Source organism: Sorangium sp. So ce204 (assembly GCF_051526795.1).
In the GTDB taxonomy this organism is placed as follows: Bacteria; Myxococcota_A; Polyangia; order Polyangiales; family Polyangiaceae; genus Sorangium; species Sorangium cellulosum_B.
The window spans coordinates 4818930-4838607 of sequence record NZ_CP150317.1; the positions used below are offsets into that span (position 1 = coordinate 4818930).

Sequence of the window (19678 nt, forward strand, 5' to 3'; positions counted from 1 at the left end):
GTCACACATGACGGCGTTCGCGCGCTTCCCCGCCCGCCTCCAGCAGGCCATCGTGTCCCGCCTGGGCTGGATCAGCCTGCGGCCCGTCCAGGAAATGGCGGGCGAGGCGATCCTCGACGGGAAGAACGCCGTGGTGCTCGCGCCGACGGCCGGCGGAAAGACGGAGGCCGCGATGTTCCCGGCGCTCGCGAGCCTCGTCGAGCGCGAGCCCGAGGGCGTGGGCGTCATCTACATCGCTCCGATCAAGGCGCTCCTCAACAACCAGGAGGAGCGCCTGGGCACGTACGCCGAGATGGTCGGGCTCCGGCGCTTCGTCTGGCATGGCGACGTCACCGATCAGGCGAAGCGGCGGTTCATCAAGGAGCCGGCGGAGATCCTCATGACGACGCCGGAGTCCTTGGAGGTGATGCTCGTCTCGCCGAAGTCGCCGGTGCAGCGACTGTTCAAAGAGCTCCGCCTCGTGGTCATCGATGAGATCCACGCGCTCGCAGGGACAGATCGCGGCGCCCACCTGATGTCTGTCATCGAGAGGCTCGCTCCGTCGAGCCAGAACGACGTCCAGCGCGTGGGGCTGTCCGCGACGGTGGGTAACCCCACGGAGATCCTCGCGTGGCTTGCGGGCTCGTCCAGGCGCGATGGCGTCGTCGTCGATCCGCCGAAGATCCCGGCCAAGCGGGACCTCTTCGTCGGCTTGCACGACAGCGTTGCGGGCCTGGCCGTGGAGGCTGCGGCTCGCGCTTCCGGGAAGAAGAGCCTCTTCTTCTGCCCGTCGAGGTCGCTCACAGAGAGCGTCGCCGAGCGGATGCGCGGGCGGTCCATCGACGTGTTCGTTCACCACAGCTCCGTATCGCTGGAAGAGCGCAGGGCTGCGGAGGAGCGGTTCGCGCATGGGACGAACGCCTGCATCGTCTGCACGTCCACCCTCGAGCTGGGCATCGACGTCGGCGACCTCGACCTCGTGTTCCAGGCGAACGCCCCGAGCTCGGTCTCATCGTTCATGCAGCGCATGGGGCGAACGGGCCGCCGGGCGGGTACCGTCGCGAACACGACGTTCCTCTGCGAGGATCCCGAGGCCGTGCTCCAGGCGGTCGCGCTGATCGAGCTGGCCCGGGAAGGCTGGGTCGAACGGGTAGCCAAGCACGAGCGGTGCTGGCCGGTGCTGGTTCACCAGCTCCTCGCCATGACGCTCCAATATGGCGCAATCAGCGCCGAGCGCTGCTGGGAGCAGCTCGAGAAGACCCCCGATTTCCGGTCGATCACGCGGACCGAGTTCGACGAGGTCGTCGGGCACATGAAGGAGCAGGATTTCCTCTTCGAGGCGGGAGGCCTGCTGTCCATGGGACAGAAGGCCGAACGGGCGTACGGCAAGAAGAACTTCATGGAGCTGTACGCCGTGTTCTCGTCGCCGGTGCTCTACCGTGTCGTGACGGGTGCGGGGCGTGACCTCGGATCGCTCGAACAGGACTTCGTGGATCGGCTCGTGGAACAGATGAGCTCGTTCCTGCTCGGCGGCCGTGCGTGGACCGTCGAGCGCGTGCGCCACGGGGACCGCGTCGTCGTCGTTCGCGAAGCGCCGGCCGGCGTGAAGCCGAGCTGGGGCGGGTTCATCCCGCAGCTCCTCGGGTTCGAGCTGTGCCAGAGGATGAAGCGGGTGCTCACGGAGGCCGTTCGCTACCCGTACGTCGACGAGCGCGGGATGAAGCACATCGAGGAGAAGCGAGCAGATCTGGGCGACCTGCTCCGGCGAGCGGGCCACGCGGTGCAGACCGACGGCAGCGTCGCCCGCTGGTGGACCTTCGCGGGAGGCCGTGTGAATCACACGCTCAAGTACGGGTTTGAGGTCGCGGAAGGTTGGAAGGTCGTTGCCGACAACTTTCAGCTTCGCATCGAGGGTGACGGGATCGGTCACGAGAGCGTTCGTGGGACGATCGGCAGGATGTCGTCATCGGCCTTCTGGGACGCACCCGAGTTGCGCCAGGCCGTGCTCGCCAGGTTGCCGGGCTACCGGCTATCGAAGTTCCAGGACTGCCTCCCCGAGAGATTCGCGTTGGAGGTCGTCGAGAGCTTTCTGCTCGACATCGCGGGGACGGTGCGGTGGCTGGCGGTGTAGTCAGCATCCACACGGTCGTCGCTTTTCGAGGTCGACGCTGGCGCCGGTCTCCGTGAGGTTCCACAGGAGCGCGAACCACGGCTTCTTCGCGCCGGAGGCAGCCGCCTGCGCGGCGGTCTCCGAGGAGGCCTGCGACCCGCGGTCGCTCGCCGCCCCGTCCTGCGAGGCGCTCGACGCCTCGTCGAACGCGGCGAACGGATCGTCGGCGGCGCTCCGAGCGATCGGCCGCTGCGCAGCGTGTGGGGGTCCTGGGCCCGTCCCGGTGGCTTCGGCGTGCATGAGATCTGGACGACGAACCGTATCCGCGCGATAGACGGCGAGCGCCGCCATGCTCGAGAAGATCCGCATCCAAGGCTTCCGCGCGCTCAAGGACGTGGAGATCTCGCTGCCTCCAGGCAAACCGCTGGTGCTGATCGGCGAGAACGCCAGCGGCAAGAGCTCCATCCTGGATGGTGTCGCGATGATCTGCGCGGCCGCGGGCGGGCGGGCCGGGCGGGCGATCCTCGATCGGGGCGGATGGGCCGCTGTCGCCTGGGCCGGGACGAGCACCGAGATCGAGCTGCTTGCCCGCTTCTCGGAGCGCTCGCCCGTCTTTCAGCGGGAGAGGGCGCCGGTCGAATACATGATCCGCTTCGGGAGCGTCCGGGCGAGCCCTACCGTCCTCGACGAAGAAGTCCGGGTTTACAAAAACGGCTTCGAGCAGCGTCCGTTCATCGCGCTGAAGGGCGGCGCCGCGTCCTGGGCGGCCAACGTCCAGACGAGGAAGAACGATGTCGTGGCCCCGGTGGAGTCGGACAGCGCGATGCTCACGAACTCCAGCCTCGCGGCCATCTCGGACGAGGTGCGTTACCCGACGCCGATGCACGTCAAGGAGGCACTGCAAAGCATCGCCTTCTATCCGTCGTTCGCCCTCGGCGCCGCCCCCGACGGCGTTGAGGGCGCGCACGAGCCCATCGGCGCTCGGCCCGTCGAGCGGACGCGCCGCATCAAGCGGTCTGGGCGCGACCTCCTCAACGCGCTCCACACCCTCTCGCAGGAATACCCGGACACGTGGAGCGCGCTGCTCGCCGACCTGCAGGCCGTCTTTCCCTGGTGCGAGGAGATGCGATTCCCTCCCGGGCCCGGCCGAGGCGTGATCACCCTGACGTGGCGTGACAAGCGCTCGGGGGCGACCCTCTACCTCGACGACATGAGCGAAGGCATGCGCGTCTACCTGGCGCTGCTCGCCGCGCTGCACGCGCCGGACAGCCCCGCGCTGATCGCGTTCGATGAGCCGGAGCGGAGCCTCCACCCCAGGGCGATGCGGCGGCTCGTGAAGGTGATGGAGTCGCGCGCGGAGAAGACCCCGATCCTGGCGGCCACGCACGCCGACCGCCTGCTCGATCACCTGGAGGACCCCGCCGCGTCGCTCGGCATCACGCGCTTTTCGAGCGACGCCGGCGTCACCGTGGAGACGCTCGACGGCGAGCTGCTCGACGCCTGGCTCAAGGAATATTCGCTGTCGGAGCTGCGCGCCCGAGGCATGCTGGAGTCGCCTCCTCGAGACGGGACGTCCGTGTCGTGAGATCGATCGTCATCGCCTACGAGGACGACTACCACGAAGAGCTGCACCTGCTCGTCAAGGCCATGCGCAGAGACCGTGGTCTTCCCGAGATGATCGTGGAGGGGAGACCCGTCCGCGGCACCGGCAACTTCGTGCACGAGGCGCCCAGGCTCCTGCGGACGCCGCTCAAGCAGACGAAGCTCCCGCCCGATCGCGTCGTTTGCCTCGCGGACGCCGACAGGCCGCAAAACCTCGTTCCGGGCGCGCGGCCAGCGTCCGCCGGAGGGGACGGCGCAGCGCTGCACCAATGGGTGATCGCCTTCGAGGCGTCATGGAAAGACCACCTCGTGCGAGAGTCTGCGCTCTCGGAGGAGAAGTCGTCGAGGTTGTACGTGCGCTGTATCCGCTGGAACAAGGAGAGTCTGCTCGTCGCGTGCCCCGACGCCCTCCTCGAGCACGCCGAAGGTCGCCGCGAACAGGTTCAAGCGCTGCTGGACAGGTGTGTCCCTCCTCCGGCGACGCTCGGCGCCGAGGAGTTCGCAGTCCAGTACCGCAAGCCGGCGGAGTGTCTGGACCGGGTATTCCAGATCATCTCCGAGCGGCGCTATAAGAAGGGGCGCGACGACGAGGATCTCCTGCGCGTTCGGATCAGGCCAGGCCCGGCTCGACGCGCCGAGGTGCTGAGCCGCTGCCCGGATCTCGGTCGCCTCCTCGACGTGCTCGGGCCTTGAGCTGGGGCCGAGCAGCTCCGCCGCGAGCTGCGCGCGGCGACCGTATGGGTGGGGTCCGCGTCGATGTGCGCGACCAGCCCTGTCGAGGCGCTGGCGTTCTGCCTGCGAAACGCCTTCACTTCGCGAGGGTAGCTCGCGACGACATAGCCGTGACGACGAACTGCGCGCGATCACTCACCGTCCCACCCGCGCGCGAGATACACCGGGAAACCAGCGCCGGAGCTCACCCTGCTCCGCGACCAGCGCGCGGATGCCCCACAAGGCATCGATCACCGAGGACTTGCCGGACCCGTTCTCGCCGAGCAGCAGGGCGAGCTTCCCCGGCTTCCATTCGAAATTGACGAGCGTGCGGAAGTTGTCGATGTAGATGCGCGTGATCACGACGTCTCCAGGTACAAGGCCGCCGCGCTCGAGTCGGGCGATCTCGCGCACGGGCCAGCTGAGCGGGCTGAGGGGACTCGTCGGCATGGCAGCGGACGTTCCTGTACCACGAAGCCTCCGAGATCGGACCCTCGCCAGCGGTTCGACGCGGCGCGGTCTGTCGCGCCTGACCGAGCCGCCCGGCCGTCGTCTGGTCGAAGCACGTCCTGTCGTCGCTCCGCCGGCGGACCTTGGCACTCGGCTGGGATCACGTCGCGCTGGTAGGCGAGCGGGTGTGCAGCGAGCAGGCACGCTTCTCGAACGAAGCCGGCGAGGTCTTTGCGCAGGGGACGGAACGCACGGCAGGGTGTCCTGCCGCGTGTGTTCCGTGCGAATCTCTCGTCCGCATGCAGCTGCTTCTGCTTCACTGCCCGGACGACGACGACGGCGCGAGGGCTCTCCGGCCTCACATCGAGCAGGTGTGCCGCGGAGAAGGTGGCGAGGTGCTGGACTCTTGCCTCGTGGGCGGCGAACACGTGGAGCACGGGATCGACGAGCGCCTCCGTGCGGCAACCCATGTCGTCATCCTTGTCTCTGCGCGACTGCTCGACTGGCCCGCATGGCGCAGCGTCGCTCATCGTGCCCTCGCTCACCGGCGGCGCGCCGAAGTCTCGCTCGTGCGCTGGAGGGCCTGCGTCGACGACCAAGACCTGGTGCTCCGTCGCTTCGGGCCGATCCTGGATCCCGCGGTGGCGACCGTCATCGACCCCGGCGAAGCCCTCGTCGCGATCGCGCGTCGCGTCGGCGAGGCGCTGCGGGCGGCTCGACTCGGTCCGAGGTGTGTCGCGCTCGGCCGCCTCCCTCCGCCTGAACGGGAGATCGTGGGCCGCGAGCAGGAGAAGCGATCGCTGGATGACGCGCTCGTGAATGACGCCGTCCAAGTCGTCGTGGTGGTCGGCGAGGGGGGAGCCGGCAAGACGCAGCTCGTCCGAACCTGGCTCGACGGCATGCAACCGGTCTATGGCGGGGTCGAAGCCGTGATCTCTTGTTCCATCGAAGATCAGGACGGCGGGGGAGCGCCGTCTGCGTCGGCGGCGGTGTCCGTGTTGCTCGCTTCGATCGGAGAGACACCCTCGGCAGATCCCATGGAGAACGTGAGCCGGCTGGTCCGGCGCGTGCGCGATCGCCGGACGATCGTGGTCATCGATGGGCTGGAGCCGCTGCAGGACGCCCGAGGAAAGCTGATCGACAGGCACATGGGGATCCTCGTTCGCGAGCTGGCATCTCAGATGTACGGCGGGCTGTGCGTGATCACCACGCGTCCCCCCTTCGATCTCGAAGGTGCCGGCGTCCGCCGCATCCAGCTCGGCCCCGTCGACCGCGCGTCCGCCGTCCAGGTGCTGCGGAGCCGAGGCGTGCGCGGGTCCGACGAGCAGCTCGGGCGCCTGGCCGATCGCCTGCGCCGCCACGCCCTCTCGCTCGCCCTCGTGGGCGACTACCTGAACGAGGCGCACGGAGGCGACGTCGTCGTGGCCGACCGTCTCGATCTCGGCGCGGAGGATATCGACGACGGCGGCCGGATCCAGCGCATCCTCTCCTTCTATGAAGAACGCTTGAAGCCCGAGGAGCGCGCCGTGCTCGGCATCGTCGCGCTCTGCGAGCGGCCCACCGATCTCGCCACGCTCGCCGCTCTCGGCGCCCGGGCAGGCGCTTCCGGCTTCGCCTCGGCGCTCGGCGAAGCATCGCTCCAGCAGCTCCGGCGAATCTGCGCACGCCTCGAGAAAACCGCGCTCCTCTTGAAGACCGAAACGGACGCCTGGGATCAGCATCCCCTCATGCGTGGCTTCTGGCGACACCGGCTGGAAGCGAGTGATCCCGCGGGGGTCCGCTCCGCGCACGAGCGCCTGTTCGACTGGTTTCGCGACCTGTCTCCTCGCGCAAGCGACGGCACGGTCCGCCGCGAGGACCTCGATCCGCTCTATGCAGCGGTCGCACACGGCCTTCAAGCCCATCGATGGTCCGAGTCGTTCGAGGTCTTGCACGACCGTATCCGTGAAGGGGAGCGTCACAGAAGCCTCAAGTTGCACGGCACCGTGGCGGAAGACCGCCGCGCCTTTCTCGCCTTCTTCGACCGGAGAACTTTTGATGTCACGGGAGACCTCGCCCCCGCGCAGCGCCATTGGCTTGAGAACAGCGCCGGTGTGCTCCTCCGCGCGCACGGCGAGACATTCGACGCCGTGCGCCTCCTGGAGCACGCCGTCCGGACAGCGAACGGCGCTGGTCTCATAGCGGAAGCAGCAGAGTCCGTGCGCAACCTGGCCTCCGTGCATTCGCTGAGAGGCAATCTCACGGAGGCGATCGCGTGCGTGGAGAGCGCGGTGCGCCACGCCGATGCTTCTGGCAAGCTGCGTCCTCGCGTCATTGCGCGTGACTTCCGTGCCCACCTGCTGCACCGTTTCGGCCGGCTGCACGAGGCCCACGCCGCGTTCGAGGAGATCGAGCAAATCCGAGATCGAGAGATCGCTGGCCACGTGGGGATGGAGCACTACGCGCTCGCGAACCACGCCGTGCTGCTGCTCGACCTCGATGAGGTGGAGCTCGCCCACGACCGCGCGGTCCTGGCCGTCGAGCTGGCGTACAGTGACGATCCCGGCGCCAGCTCGTTGCTCAATCGCGGCCTGTCCATGCGTACGTTAGCCCGGGCGTCCCTTGCGTTGGGGCGTACGGACGAGGCAATGCAGCGGTTCGAGGAGGCCGCGCAGATCGTTCGCGATGCAGGTCGGTGGGACCACCTGCCGCCTTGTTACCTTGATTGTGCCTTGTTCTGGGCAGACAGGAATGCCGACCATGCCCGGAGGCATCTCGCTGAAGCGCGGCGGATCTTCGAAGGGTGTGGTTTCCTCCTCATCGAAGCTGACGCGGCGCTCATCACCGCCCGTGTGGCCCTCGCCGAGAACATGCTGACGGAAGCGGCCAAGGAGCTTGATGTCGCCGAGGCGCTCCTCGGTGAGACACGCTACCGCGTCCGTGTCCCGTGGCTTCATGCCCTCCGCGCGCGGCTCTGCGCGGCGCAGGGCGATCACGCCGGCGTCCGCAGGGAGGCGGATCTCGCTCGTCAGGAGGCGAGCGAGATGGGGCTGAAGACGCGCGATCTCTGGCGAGAGCTGGAATCCTACGGCCGTATCGAGGAGAGCTCATGAAGATCCTGAAGGTCATCCACGGCTACCCGATGCGCTACAACGCGGGCTCGGAGGTCTACACGCAGACGCTCTGTCGCGGGCTCGCCGGCCGCCACGAGGTCCACGTCTTCACGCGCGAGGAGGACCCGTTCGCGCCGGATTTCGCGCTCCGCCACGAGAAGGACACCGACGATCCGCGCATCTCGCTCCACCTCGTCAACACGCCGCGCGTTCGAGACGGCTACCGGCACGCCGGCGTCGACCAGCGCTTCGCCGAGCTCTGCGACCGACTCCGTCCCGACGTGGTCCATATCGGCCACCTCAATCACCTCTCGACCTCGCTCGTCGCGGAGGCCTCCGGGCGAGGGATCCCCATCGTGTACACGCTGCACGACTACTGGGTAATGTGCCCGCGCGGGCAGTTCATGCAGACGCACCCGGCGAACCCGGACGATCTGTGGGCGGCGTGCGACGGGCAGGAGGACCGGAAATGCGCCGAGCGCTGCTACGCGCGCTTCTTCTCGGGCGCGCCGGACGAGCGCGAGGAAGACGTCGCCTACTGGACTGGCTGGGTCGCGCGCCGGATGCGCCACGCGCGCGAGATGGCCGATCTCGTCGACCTGTTCATCGCGCCCGCGCGCTACCTGGAGCGCCGGTACCGGGAGGCGTTCGGTCTGCCCGAGCGCAAGCTGGTCTACCTGGACTATGGCTTCGATCTCTCCCGCCTCGTCGGGCGCGCCCGAACCCCGGGGGAGCCGTTCACCTTCGGGTACATCGGGACGCACATCCCCGCGAAGGGCATCCACCAGCTCCTCAAGGCCTTTGGGCAGGTGAGGGGAGACGCTCGGCTCCGCATCTGGGGTCGACCGCGCGGGCAGGACACCGAGGCGCTCCGCGCGATCGCGCAGAGGCTGCCGGGCGACGCGGCCGCTCGTGTGGAGTGGCTGCCCGAGTACCGCAACGAGGATATCGTGCGCGACGTCTTCGATAGGGTCGATTGCATCGTCGTGCCATCGATCTGGGTCGAGAACTCGCCGCTCGTCATCCACGAGGCCCTGCAGGCGCGCGTGCCGATGATCACCGCGAACGCCGGTGGCATGGCCGAGTACGTGCACCACGAGGTCAACGGCCTCCTCTTCGAGCACCGCGACCCTTCCTCGATGTCGCGCCAGATGCAGCGCCTCGCAGACGATCCGGCGCTCGCCCGCCGCCTCGGCCAGCGCGGGTACGCGCAGTCCGAGTCCGGACACGTGCCCGACCTCGCAGGCCACGTCGAGGCGATGGAGCGCATCTACGCCGAGGTCATCGCCCGCCGCGACGCCGCTCGGATCGAGCCCGGCCAGGGGCCGTGGCGCATCACGTTCGACACGAACCCGGACACCTGCAACCTCCGCTGCATCATGTGCGAGGAGCACTCGCCCTACAGCCCTCTGCAGGAGGCGCGGAAGGCTGCTGGAAAGCCGCGCCGGCTGATGCCGATCGAGCTCGTGCGTCGCGTGATCGCCCAGTCGGCCGGCCGTGGCCTCCGCGAGGTGATCCCTTCCACCATGGGCGAGCCGCTCCTGTATGACCATTTCGACGAGATCGTCGACATCTGCCGGGAGCACGGGGTCAAGCTCAACCTGACAACGAACGGGACCTTCCCGCGACGGGGGGCCCGGGAATGGGCCGAACGGCTCGTGCCGATCACCTCCGACGTGAAGATCTCCTGGAACGGGGCCACGCGGCAGACGCACGAGCTGATCATGCTTGGAGCCCGCTGGGAAGCCGTGCTCGAGAACGTGCAGGCGTTCATCGCCGTCCGCGACGCGCACGCCGCCGACGGCGGGAACCGCTGCAGGGTCACGTTCCAGCTCACGTTCCTGGAGGCGAACGTCGCCGAGCTCGCCGACATCGTGCGGCTCGCGATCCGCCTCGGCGTGGACCGCGTCAAGGGACATCACCTGTGGGCGCACTTCGAGGAGATCAAGCCGCTCTCGATGCGCCGCGATGCCTCGGCGATCCGGCGCTGGAACGAGGCCGTGCTGGCCGCGCGAGAGGCGGCGTCGGAGCGCGCATTGCCGAACGGCAAGCACGTGCTGCTGGAGAACATCTTCCTGCTCGACGAGTCGGCCCCCGAAGACCTGGCCCCGGGAGGTCGCTGCCCGTTTCTTGGCCAGGAGGCGTGGATCAGCGCCGAGGGACGCTTCGACCCGTGCTGCGCGCCCGACGCGGAGCGCAGGACGCTCGGCGATTTCGGCAATCTCCACGAGGCGGGGCTGATGGAGATATGGAACGGCGAGCCTTACCTGCGGATGCTCAAGACCTACCGGAGCCGTGCGCTCTGCCTTGGGTGCAACATGCGGCGGCCGGCCGGTGAGCCATGAACGACTGGCGACGTGCGCGGGTCGCCCCGGAGAGGACGCACCACCTCGTGGACGGCGAGCCGCTGTACTCCGCACGCTTCGAGGAGGTGCTCGCGTTCCACGCCCCGGGCCTCTCGCCCGTGCGGTGCGGCAGCACGGCCTGGCATATCGATGCGCGCGGGGAGCCCGCCTATGCGCGGAGGTTCGAGAGGACCTTCGGTTTCTATGAAGGGCGCGCCGCCGTCTCGGCTCCCGAGGGCTGGCATCACATCCTGCCGGATGGCGTTGAGCTCTATCCAGAGCGGTACTCCTGGTGCGGCAACTACCAGGACGGCCGGTGCGTGGTCCGCGACAGCGAGGGACTCTACGGCCACATCGATCAGGCCGGGCGTCCGCTGTATGCGGCGCGGTGGCGCTACGCGGGCGATTACCGCGACGGCGCCGCTGTCGCGCAGGGCGACGATGGCCGCTCCACGCACATCGATGCGCGCGGCGAGCTCGTCCACGGTCGCCGTTATCTCGACCTGGACGTGTTCCACAAGGGCTTTGCGCGCGCCCGCGACGAGCGGGGGTGGATGCACGTGGATGGCCGCGGGCAGCCTGCGTATGCTCAGCGGTTCGCCATGGTGGAGCCGTTCTACAATGGCCAGGCGCGTGTCGAGCGCTTCGATGGATCGCTGGAGATCATCGATGAGACGGGGCGCACGGTGAACGTGCTGCGGGCCCCTTTGCGAAGCGAGCTCGCGGAGCTCTCTTTCACCACGAGCCGCGGTGAACACCTGCGTTGCGAGCCGGGGATCCGCTGACGCTCTCGGACGCGGTGATGGAGTACGCGGGACCGCTGCGCATCTGCTGGTGGCGTTTCCAGGGTGAGGTGGCTCGGCCATCGCAGCCACTCCCCCCTCACCGCCGCTTCGCTCAGTCGATCCCGATTACCACCTTCCCGAAGTGCTTGCCCGCCGCGAGCTTCGCGAGCGCCTCGTTCGCCCGCTCGATCGGAAAGACCTCATCAACCACCGGCCGGATCCCGTGCAGCTCGAGCGCCGCCCCGAGCTCCACGGTCGCCTGCCGCGACCCGACCACGGTCCCCTCGACGCGGATCGCCCGGAACAGGATCGGCATCGGATCGATCTGGCTCCCCACCCCGCTGAGCAGCCCGATCAGGCTCACCACGCCCCCCGTCTTCACCGCCTGCATCGATCGCGGCAGCGTCCCCGCGCCGCCCACCTCGATCACCCGGTCCACCCCTTCGCCGCCCGTCAGCCGCAGCACCTCCTCGTGCCACTCCGGCTGCTTCCGGTAGTCGATCGCCTCGGTCACGCCGAGCGCGCGCAGCCGCTCGATCTTCGCCGCGCTGGACGACGTGGCGATCACGCGCAGCCCCGCCGCGCGCGCCAGCTGCGCGGCGAACAGCGACACCCCGCCGGTCCCCTGGACAAGCACCGTCGCCCCCGGCGCCGGCCGCGGCCCCGACTCGAACAGCGCCGTCCACGCCGTCACCCCGGCGCACGTCAGCGTCGCCGCCTCGTTGAACCCGAGGTGCGCCGGCGCGCGGACGATCGCGTCCTCTCCGAACACCACGAGCTCCGCGAGCACCCCGTCGTTCCCGCCCGCGCCGAGCGTCGTGGTGCGGTACTCCCCGCGGAACGGCCCCGAAGCCCACGTCGGGAAGAACGTCGAGATCACGCGATCTCCCTCCTTCCAGCGCCGCACGCCCGCTCCAACTGCGATCACCTCGCCCGCCGCGTCGCTGAGCGGGACAAGCTCGTCCTTGCGCTCCCCGCCGTACCGGCCGCGCACGACCATGAGGTCACGGTAGTTGATCGACGCGGCGCGGACGCGCACGAGCACCTGCCCCGGACCGGGCTTGGGAGCGGGGCGCTCGGCGAGCGTCCACGCGTCCGACTCCGAGGCGTTCTTCCGAATGATGACAGTCTTCATGGCGTGTCCTCCAATCTTCGCTGGACACCCCATCCGTAGATCCGTTCCTCCGGGCGCGGTAGTCCGCGCGAGGGAAGGTCACCTGTGTCATTTCAGCACAGATCATGGTCTCGCTTGCCGCGATCGAGCTGCTCGTCGCCGCCCACGGTCGAGACCGGGAGCTTCTCGCGCGCCGCGCGCCGCGCACCAGCGCGCCTGCACGATCACGGCTTGCTGGTGTTGCGGAGGCGCCACGCTCGGTACGAGGCACGGGCCGCCTCGAACGCGCTGCGATCGGCGGCGTTCTGGGCGAGCCTCGCCGTCCAGGTGGCGTCCACGAGCGTCCTCTGCGCGGGCGTGAGGCCGTAGCGACGGAGCGTCTCCGGGGTGCGCTCCGGATCGAGCGAGAGATCGACGGTGAGCGACGCGTATTGCTCCAGCGAGAGCTGACCGGGCCCGCCGGCGCCGCCTTGCGGCTCGGCGCTCGCGCTCGCGGTCGGCCTCGGCGCGGGCGAGGAGCCGGCCAGGAACGGCAAGACGGGCGACATCACGACCTCGCCCGGATCGACGGTCCTGTTGAAGTCGACGCGCCGCTCGGCGGCCGGAGGGTTGGGCGCCTGCGCGATGGCCGGCTGTCGTGGGGACGAGCGCTCGGGAGCGTGTTGTCCCGCCTTGGCGCGGGCTGCCTGATAACGATCCACCGCGACCTTCACGCGGCCCCTGAGCGCGGCGTCCGCGTCGACTCGACCCTTCCAGTACTGGAACGCCTGCGCCCGCTGCGCAGGCGTCAGCTGGTGTTTCTCGCAGAGCTGCGCCTCCGTCATGCCAAAGAGCGTGTGGTCGGCGAGCATCACCGCATACCGCTCCAGCGGGATGGGCGGCGGCCCCTCTTCCGCCTTCGCCTGACCCGGCGGGGCGGGCCGCTGGAACGGCAGGCCTTCGGGGAACGGGACGGCCGAAACCGCCACGGTCGTCCCCATCTGGATGCTCCGCGGGGCAGCACGAGCATCGCGCATCGACGGAGGCGGCGGAGGCGGCGGCGACCGAGGCGGCTCCGCGATCTCGCCCGCGACCTGCGCCTGAACCACCGCGGGGTGCTGCACGACCTGCTGCGCCACGACCTGCTGCGCCACGACGGACGGCGTCACGACCGCCGGCGACGTCACGACCGCCGGCGACGCCACGACCGCCGGCGGCGTCACGACCGCCGGCGACGCCACGGCCGGCGCCGGCGCCGGCTCCGCGTCCGTCGCGGCGAGCAGCGGCGAAGGCGTCCTCGTCAGGGCAGGACAGTCCTCGAGAGCGCCCTCCATGTGGCATCGAAGCGTCGCGGCAAGCATCTCATCCAGAAGGACGCGGTTCGCCCAGCCCGCCTCGATGCGCGCGTACGTCGCGAGATCGAGGTCGTGGCGCGCGAGGAATGCGATCGGCTCCGCCGCGGTCACGAAGTGCCGGCGGAAATGGGCCCACGCGCGGACATCCGACTCGATGGGCTCGAACGTCGGCTCGAACCGCCGCTTCGCGGTCAGCAGGGCGGCGTCGAAGGCCACCAGCACGGCGAGATCCGACGCCGCGCTCTCGTCGATCCTGGCCTGCCACTGCTCGGAAGCCCGCTCCCACGCCGCCGGAGCGACGCCGGCGTGCGCGAGGGCTCTCCGCAGGTCGAGCCCCGCCCCGAGGCCGGCCATCACGGCAGCGTACGATTCCAGCGAGATGACCGTCTCCTGTGACATAAGCCCTCAGCGCGCGAGGCGAGCCAGTTCGGACAAGGCTCCTTCCAGTGTCGCCCCGAACGCGTCCCACGCCACCTGCGCCGGTCGGCCGGCCCGCGCGAGGAGCTCGTCGGCGCGCACGCGCAAGGCCTCGGCGGACAGGTCCGGGCGCCTCATCTCCTCGAGCACCGATCGCGGAGAATGAGGCTCGCCCCCCCGCAGGCGCGTCGGCGCGGCGGTCGCGGGGAGGGACGCGATCACCTCCTCCCACGCCTTCACCGAGCGCCACGCGACGCGCGATCCGAGCGCGGTCACGAGCGCGCCGTGCGCGTCCTCGTGGAGCTCGTCGCTCCCCACCGCCGCGAGGAGGCGCGGAAACAGGGAAGGCAGCCCGATCCGCCCCATGGCGTCGAGCGAGCGTGGGGTCGTGGGAAACCCGGCCGCGAGATCGCGCGCGAGGGCCTGATCGCCCGCATCCCCCGCGAGCGCGATCACGTCGAGCGCGTACGGGCCGAGCGCGGCGACGGCGCGAGGATCCATGCTCCGTACCCGGTGCAGCGGCTCGAAGTCCCGCTGGAGGATGCGCGCGCGCGCCACCTCGTGGGCGAACGCAGGGGTCGCCACGTCGAGCCACGACGCGCGGCCCGGCGCGGCGAGCGCGGCGCCACGCGGCGCCCGCGAGAGATGCCGCTCGAGGGCCGCCTGGACGATGGGGCTCTGCGCCCGCGCCAGGGCGGCGAGCGCGTCACCCGGGAGCTCGCCGGGAGGCATCGCCTCGAGCGCGATCGCGGAGAGGACCGGCTGCTCCAGGCGCGCCGCCCAGCGCCGCGCGCGCTCGCGCAGATCCGCGCTCGGCTGGGTCGCTATCGCGTCGGCGAGCTCGACGATGCCTCGGTAGGTGGGGAAGGCCGAGCCGTCCAGGGACGTGAGCCACGCCTCGAACGCGTCCTCCACGCCACGCGCCTCCAGGCAGCCGAAGAGGAGCGCCAGCGCCCACAAGGTGCCCGGGTGATCGAGGTCCACCTCCTCCGCGAACGCGGCGAGCTCGACGGGCGTCAACCCGGCCTCCGCGAGCGCGTCGATGTGCGCGAGGAGGCGGCGCGCGGCCTCGGGCCGATCGAGGTGCGGCCCCGCGCGGTGATCGGCCCCCAGCACCAGCGCCCGCTCCAGGAGACCGGTCCGCACGTGCCGCTGCCAGAGCGCCGCGGTGACCCCCGCTGCCCGCTCGGCGTCGAGGCGGACCTCGCCTTGCCACGCGAGCGCGTGCAGATCCCGATCCGCGGGCGGCGGCTCTCGCTCGGTGAGCGGCGGGGAGGGGAGCACCCGCCGGAGCCCGGCAGAAGCCTGCCGGACGCTCATGATCGCTCGTCTCCCACGAGCGCGGCGCCCACGGTTCCGTCGGGCGATCGGGCCCAGGCCAGCGCGACACGCTCGCGCGCCGGTCCGGGGAGAGGGAGCCCATGCCGCAGCCAGGCCAGCGCGAAGACCGCCGACATCAGGCCCGCGGCGCTGCCGAGGGCGCCGATCTGCCCCTCGAAGCTCGGCATCTCCGCGCGCCCGAGCCGCGTGTGGTGACGCACGGAGGCGAGGTGGAAATCGCGGATCCGGAGCGGATCCACGTCGCGAGGGCCGACGACGAGCGGCACCGCCGGACGGAGCCGGAGCGCCGCGAACACGCGCGTGAGCGCGGCGCCGTCCGTCGGCAGATCGTTGTCGTCGCGCGCCTCGCTCTCCGCGATGGCGTACGAGTGCACCTTGCCCGCGAGCGGCGCCTGCGCGCTCGCGACGAGCCGCATCGCGGCGGCGCCCTCCGAGGGGGGCAGCGGATTGCGCGTGAAGGCCGAATAACGCAGCTCGAGCCACCGCTCGATGTCCGGCCGGTGGATCCGGGAGTCGACGGCGAGCACCACCACCTCTGGATCCTGCCGGAGAAGATCGTGCGCCTCCTTCAGGGCCGGCACATACCCCGCTGCCCCCGATCGCTGGCTCACGACGGCGTGACCCGCGAGCGTCAGGAAGCGCGCGACGTCCGCCTCGCCCTCCAGCGCCTCGCGGGGCGCGACGAGGAGGATGGGTGTCTTCCTCGACACGGGCGCCGCGCGCGCGAGGGCCTGCTTCGCGAGCAGGCGGATCCGCGACGACCACGGGCGTGAAGCGGCGATCCACGGGCAGTGGTGGACGGGGAGGGCCTCCCCGTCGCGGGTCGTGAACGCGCCACTCGCGTGCGGATTGACCTCCGCTCGATGGAAGAAGACGTGCTCGCTCGGGCTCGACCCGAGCGGCGAGACAAGGGCGATCTCGGCGACGGAGAGCGCCATCAGCCGGCGTTCTCCTTGCCCGTGTGCTGGGTCTTGCCGTTGATGGTGATCGTCGCGGACTCGAGGGTGAGCCCGCCGCCGTGCACCGAGACCGTGGACGCGCCGTCGCCGACGTCGAACACCACGGTGCCGCCGTCGAGCGTGATGGCCCCACCCGCCTGGATCGACAGCGCGCCGCCGGCCTTCACGGCGAACTCCGCGCCGGCATCGAGCTGGATGGCGCCGCCCGCCTTGAGGGTATGGGCGGTCTTGACGTTGCGCCCGAGCCCGGCCCTCGCCCGGAGGGAGGTCGCCGCCGCGGTGTCCGCCGACGCGGCCATCGTGAGGCGTGAGATGCGGACGGCGGAGGTGGCGTGGCTCCCTCCGATGGCGAAGCTCGACGCGCCGAGGGTCGTCCACTTGAGCGACCCCGGCGTCTGGATGGCATGGACGGCGCCGATCACCTCGGTGGTCGTGCCGTTCACGACCAGCTTCCGGTGCCCCGGCGCGGCGGCGGCCGCGCCGGCGCCCGCGCCGCCTGGGCCCGCAGCACCGCCTCCGCCCTCCTGTTCGGCCGCGCGCTGCCGGGCCTGCTCGGACCACGGCGTGAGCCCGGCGCTGTCCGCGGCCGCGACGATGGCGTCGCCGCCGGGGATCCGGCCGGCGACCTCGCCAAGGCCCGTCCGCACAGCGGCCGTTCCCAGGCCGCTCCACCCGCCTCGACGGTATCCCTCGCCCAGCGCCTTTCCCCAGGTGTAGCCCCTCGAGAGGGCGGCGCCGACCCCGGGGATCTGGCCGACCCCGGCCAGCGCCGCCGATTCCGCGAAACCCTTGAGCCCGCTGATCGGATCACCCACCAGCTCGATGAGGTTCGCGCCGATCGAGACCGTCTCGCTCCCCACCTTCGTCATGCCGGTGGCGTTGATCGTGATGTCCTGATTGCCACCCACGGAGGCCGTCTGGCTGTCGACGCCGACCGTCCACGCGTTCTCGAGCGACAGCGTCTCCTTGCCGCCGATCTGCCACGATTGCGCGCCCTTGATGTGGATGTTCTCGAACCCAACGGTCTGGTTCTGCATGTCGGCCCCGACCGTCGTCGTCTTGCCGAAGCCGGCGTTCCACACCATGTGCTGCCGCCCGGCGGCGTCCTCCAGCGTGATCATGTTGGCCTTGCCGCCGCCGGGAGAGCTCACGGTGCCGAACGCCGTCATCGTCTTGTTGGCGGGCAACCCGAACGCTGGCAGCTGCCGGCCGTTGAAGGAGCGCCCGAGCACGTAGGGCCGATCCGGATCGCCGTCCTCGAAGCCCACAAGGACCTCCCAGCCCACGCGCGGGACGAGCATGGACCCCGGGAGATGGGCCTGCATCACGCGGACTGGCAGGCTCGCTGTCTCGTCCTTCGGGCCCCCGCGATCCCAGGGAAACGTGACGCGCACGCAGCCGGCCGCGTCGGTGTGGATCTCCTCGCCGCTCGCGCCGGTCACCGTGGCGCTCAGGATCCCCGGGACGCGCGGGCGCGGGGTGGCGCGCGGGAGCCTGTACGGCACGCCGAGCGGGATCGCCTTCACGGACATCCGGCCTTCCGGCTCACCCGCGCGCCACGCCAGCGAGGTCTCGACGACGAAGTACTTGCCGCTCGGCGCCAGCCCCGCGGAGAGCGTCGCGTCCGCCTCGAACTGCACGCCGGGGCGGAGCTCGAGGGCCGTCGTGTCGAACTCGAGCACATCGGCGTCGGCCCGCAGCGCCTCGAGCCGCAGCGTCGCCTCGCGCTGCCCCTCGCCGTCGGTCCGGAACCGGCCGGGCGCCTGGTAGACCTCCACGGCCTTCTCGGGATCGAGCCCGCCCTCGGCCCTGGCCTCGAGCTTCACGGCCGGCCTGGCCGGGTCGTGATCGCGGAGCGCCACCTTGCCGGGCCGGCGCCTGCGGATCTGCCTGGGGGCGAAGGCCACGCGCTGCCCCGGAACCAGGCCCGATTCATCGACGAACATCAGGGGATCCGACAGGCCGTCGGGCGCCGCGTCGGACCGGTCGCACAGGACGAACGCGTCGAACCCTTCCTTCGGATCGAACCGGAAGAACAGGCCCTCTTCCTCGCAGATGCGGCGCAGGAAGACGGCGTCGGTCTCCTCCCACTGGGTCACGTGCTCGCGCTCGGGCGGCGGCTCTGCCTCGTTCACGAAGGCGTCGTCCCGGATGCCGACACCGGCGAGGAGCTCCTCCACGATCGCCGCGGCGGTCGTCTTGCGGAACACCCGGGCGTCCTTGCGCAGCGTCAGCCACTCGATGGCCGAGCGGACGTCGAGCGTGTAGAGCCGCTGCGCGCCCGGGTCCACGGTGGCGCTCGCGGTGATCCCGGCGACGATGCCGTGGTGCACCGCGATCGCGCCGTCGTCGCCGCTGATCTCGATGCGCGCGGGCGTCCCCGTGAGGGCCTCGCCGTCGAGCGGCTCCGGCGCGGATACGTCGATCTCGGCGCGCGTCGCGCCGCCGAGCGCGCTCGCGACCCGGAGCGCGATGGCGCGGGTCGTCGCCGGCGGATCGAGGGAGAGCGTGACGTGCATGGGCGTCAGCCCGAGCGCCTTCGTTCGGCCTTCGGGGGCCGCACGAGCAGCGCGTCCATCGCGGGGCCGAAGCAACGCCATCCGTGCTTCTCCGGCCGCCAGAGCTTGCCGTCGCCGGTGAGGACGTAGCCGGTGGCGCCCAGCCGCCAGCTCGTCTGCCGATCCTCCTCGGCGAAGAGCTCTTCCTCCTGAAGATCGCGGTCGAGCCGAGGCCGCACCTGGTACAGGGGGCCGAGGTGCTCCCCGGTCGCCTGGCAATAGACCCTGTATCGGTCCGGGTGGTTCGCGGGAAAGGCTTCGGTCAGACGTGCCTCGGAGACGCCGAGGCGCGACGGAGGCCAGACGCCCGCGTCGATGAGCGTCTGCCTCGCGAAGCCGGGCGCGACGAGCTCCGCGGCGAGCCGGAGAGCGGTCAAGCTGCCGCCGTGGAACGCCGCTCCGATCTGCTGGAGCGCGCTCTTCAGCAGCGGCTCCAGGTGCCTCTCGCGCGTCACGCGGCTCAGCGCCCACCAGTCGATCAACCGGAGCCACTCTGCGCTGCGAAAGCGTCGGTCCACCGACCGGAGCTCCTTGAGCGCGCGTCCGAGGGGAGACCTCGGCGCGATCGACGGCGCGAGCGACTGCACGTGCGCTCGGTACTCCCGGAACGTCCTCGGCCGCGCCACACCATCCCATGGGACCCCGCCGGCCTCGTCCGTCGTGACCGTGTGTGGATGACCGAGCACCCGGCTCCCCTTCAGCATCACCTCACACGCGCGAGGTCCATACGTGAGGAACTGAACCTCGCAGGGAGGCCCGGAGAGCTCGCCGTCGGTGAAGAAGAAGTCCGGGAAGCCGAGCTGCTGGTAGAGCTCGATCTCCGGCGCGCGGCGCGCGGCGAGCTCGTTCATGAAGTCGACGGTGGGTCGCGGCAGGAGCAT

14 protein-coding genes are annotated in these 19678 nt (G+C 70.5%); 6 read left to right on the forward strand and 8 right to left on the reverse strand.

What is annotated here, in order from left to right; all coding sequences use genetic code 11:
• The first annotated feature begins 7 nt into the window (after positions 1-7).
• On the forward strand, positions 8-2110 hold the full coding sequence (locus WMF22_RS17705) for a DEAD/DEAH box helicase (protein WP_437300230.1): 2103 nt from the start codon (positions 8-10) through the stop codon (positions 2108-2110).
• On the opposite strand, the gene WMF22_RS17710 is transcribed toward WMF22_RS17705, so the two are convergent.
• On the reverse strand, positions 2111-2458 hold the full coding sequence (locus tag WMF22_RS17710; RefSeq protein ID WP_438036463.1) for a hypothetical protein: 348 nt from the start codon (positions 2456-2458) through the stop codon (positions 2111-2113).
• Between WMF22_RS17710 and WMF22_RS17715 the strand changes: the two genes are divergently transcribed.
• Entirely contained in the window at positions 2439-3674 is a 1236-nt protein-coding gene (locus tag WMF22_RS17715; protein ID WP_437300232.1) for an AAA family ATPase, read from the forward strand. The genes WMF22_RS17710 and WMF22_RS17715 overlap by 20 nt on opposite strands.
• Positions 3671-4384 (forward strand): hypothetical protein, encoded by a 714-nt coding sequence (locus WMF22_RS17720; RefSeq protein WP_437300233.1) that lies wholly within the window; start codon positions 3671-3673, stop codon positions 4382-4384. Before WMF22_RS17715 ends, WMF22_RS17720 begins: the two co-directional genes overlap by 4 nt.
• A gap of 174 nt (positions 4385-4558) precedes the next feature.
• Here the strand turns inward: WMF22_RS17720 and WMF22_RS17725 are convergent, their stop codons facing one another.
• Positions 4559-4852, reverse strand: a complete 294-nt coding sequence (locus WMF22_RS17725; protein ID WP_437300234.1) for an AAA family ATPase — start codon at positions 4850-4852, stop codon at positions 4559-4561.
• Positions 4853-5280: 428 nt separating this feature from the next.
• Between WMF22_RS17725 and WMF22_RS17730 the strand changes: the two genes are divergently transcribed.
• From WMF22_RS17730 to WMF22_RS17740, 3 genes are read left to right on the forward strand one after another with little or no spacing between them, the layout of a single operon-like run.
• The gene (locus WMF22_RS17730; RefSeq protein ID WP_438036464.1) at positions 5281-7944 is read left to right on the forward strand and encodes an NB-ARC domain-containing protein; all 2664 of its coding nucleotides are present in this window, start codon (positions 5281-5283) and stop codon (positions 7942-7944) included.
• A complete protein-coding gene (locus tag WMF22_RS17735) occupies positions 7941-10289 on the forward strand; it encodes a glycosyltransferase (RefSeq protein ID WP_438036465.1) in 2349 nt (782 codons plus the stop codon). Before WMF22_RS17730 ends, WMF22_RS17735 begins: the two co-directional genes overlap by 4 nt.
• Entirely contained in the window at positions 10286-11074 is a 789-nt protein-coding gene (locus WMF22_RS17740; RefSeq protein WP_438036466.1) for a WG repeat-containing protein, read from the forward strand. Before WMF22_RS17735 ends, WMF22_RS17740 begins: the two co-directional genes overlap by 4 nt.
• A 112-nt stretch (positions 11075-11186) precedes the next feature.
• Here the strand turns inward: WMF22_RS17740 and WMF22_RS17745 are convergent, their stop codons facing one another.
• From WMF22_RS17745 to WMF22_RS17770, 6 genes are all read right to left on the reverse strand, one after another.
• Positions 11187-12209: a zinc-dependent alcohol dehydrogenase family protein gene (locus tag WMF22_RS17745; RefSeq protein ID WP_438036467.1), complete on the reverse strand. Its 1023-nt coding sequence runs from the start codon at positions 12207-12209 to the stop codon at positions 11187-11189.
• 203 nt (positions 12210-12412) lie between these two features.
• Positions 12413-13921 (reverse strand): hypothetical protein, encoded by a 1509-nt coding sequence (locus tag WMF22_RS17750; protein WP_438036468.1) that lies wholly within the window; start codon positions 13919-13921, stop codon positions 12413-12415.
• 6 nt (positions 13922-13927) lie between these two features.
• The gene (locus WMF22_RS17755) at positions 13928-15259 is read right to left on the reverse strand and encodes a hypothetical protein (protein ID WP_438036469.1); all 1332 of its coding nucleotides are present in this window, start codon (positions 15257-15259) and stop codon (positions 13928-13930) included.
• On the reverse strand, positions 15256-16218 hold the full coding sequence (locus WMF22_RS17760) for a hypothetical protein (protein WP_438036470.1): 963 nt from the start codon (positions 16216-16218) through the stop codon (positions 15256-15258). Before WMF22_RS17760 ends, WMF22_RS17755 begins: the two co-directional genes overlap by 4 nt.
• Positions 16218-18758: a type VI secretion system Vgr family protein gene (locus tag WMF22_RS17765; RefSeq protein WP_438036471.1), complete on the reverse strand. Its 2541-nt coding sequence runs from the start codon at positions 18756-18758 to the stop codon at positions 16218-16220. Before WMF22_RS17765 ends, WMF22_RS17760 begins: the two co-directional genes overlap by 1 nt.
• Before the next feature lie 5 nt (positions 18759-18763).
• Positions 18764-19678 carry a hypothetical protein gene (locus tag WMF22_RS17770; RefSeq protein WP_437300243.1) on the reverse strand — a complete coding sequence of 305 codons (915 nt, stop codon included), beginning with the start codon at positions 19676-19678 and terminating at the stop codon, positions 18764-18766.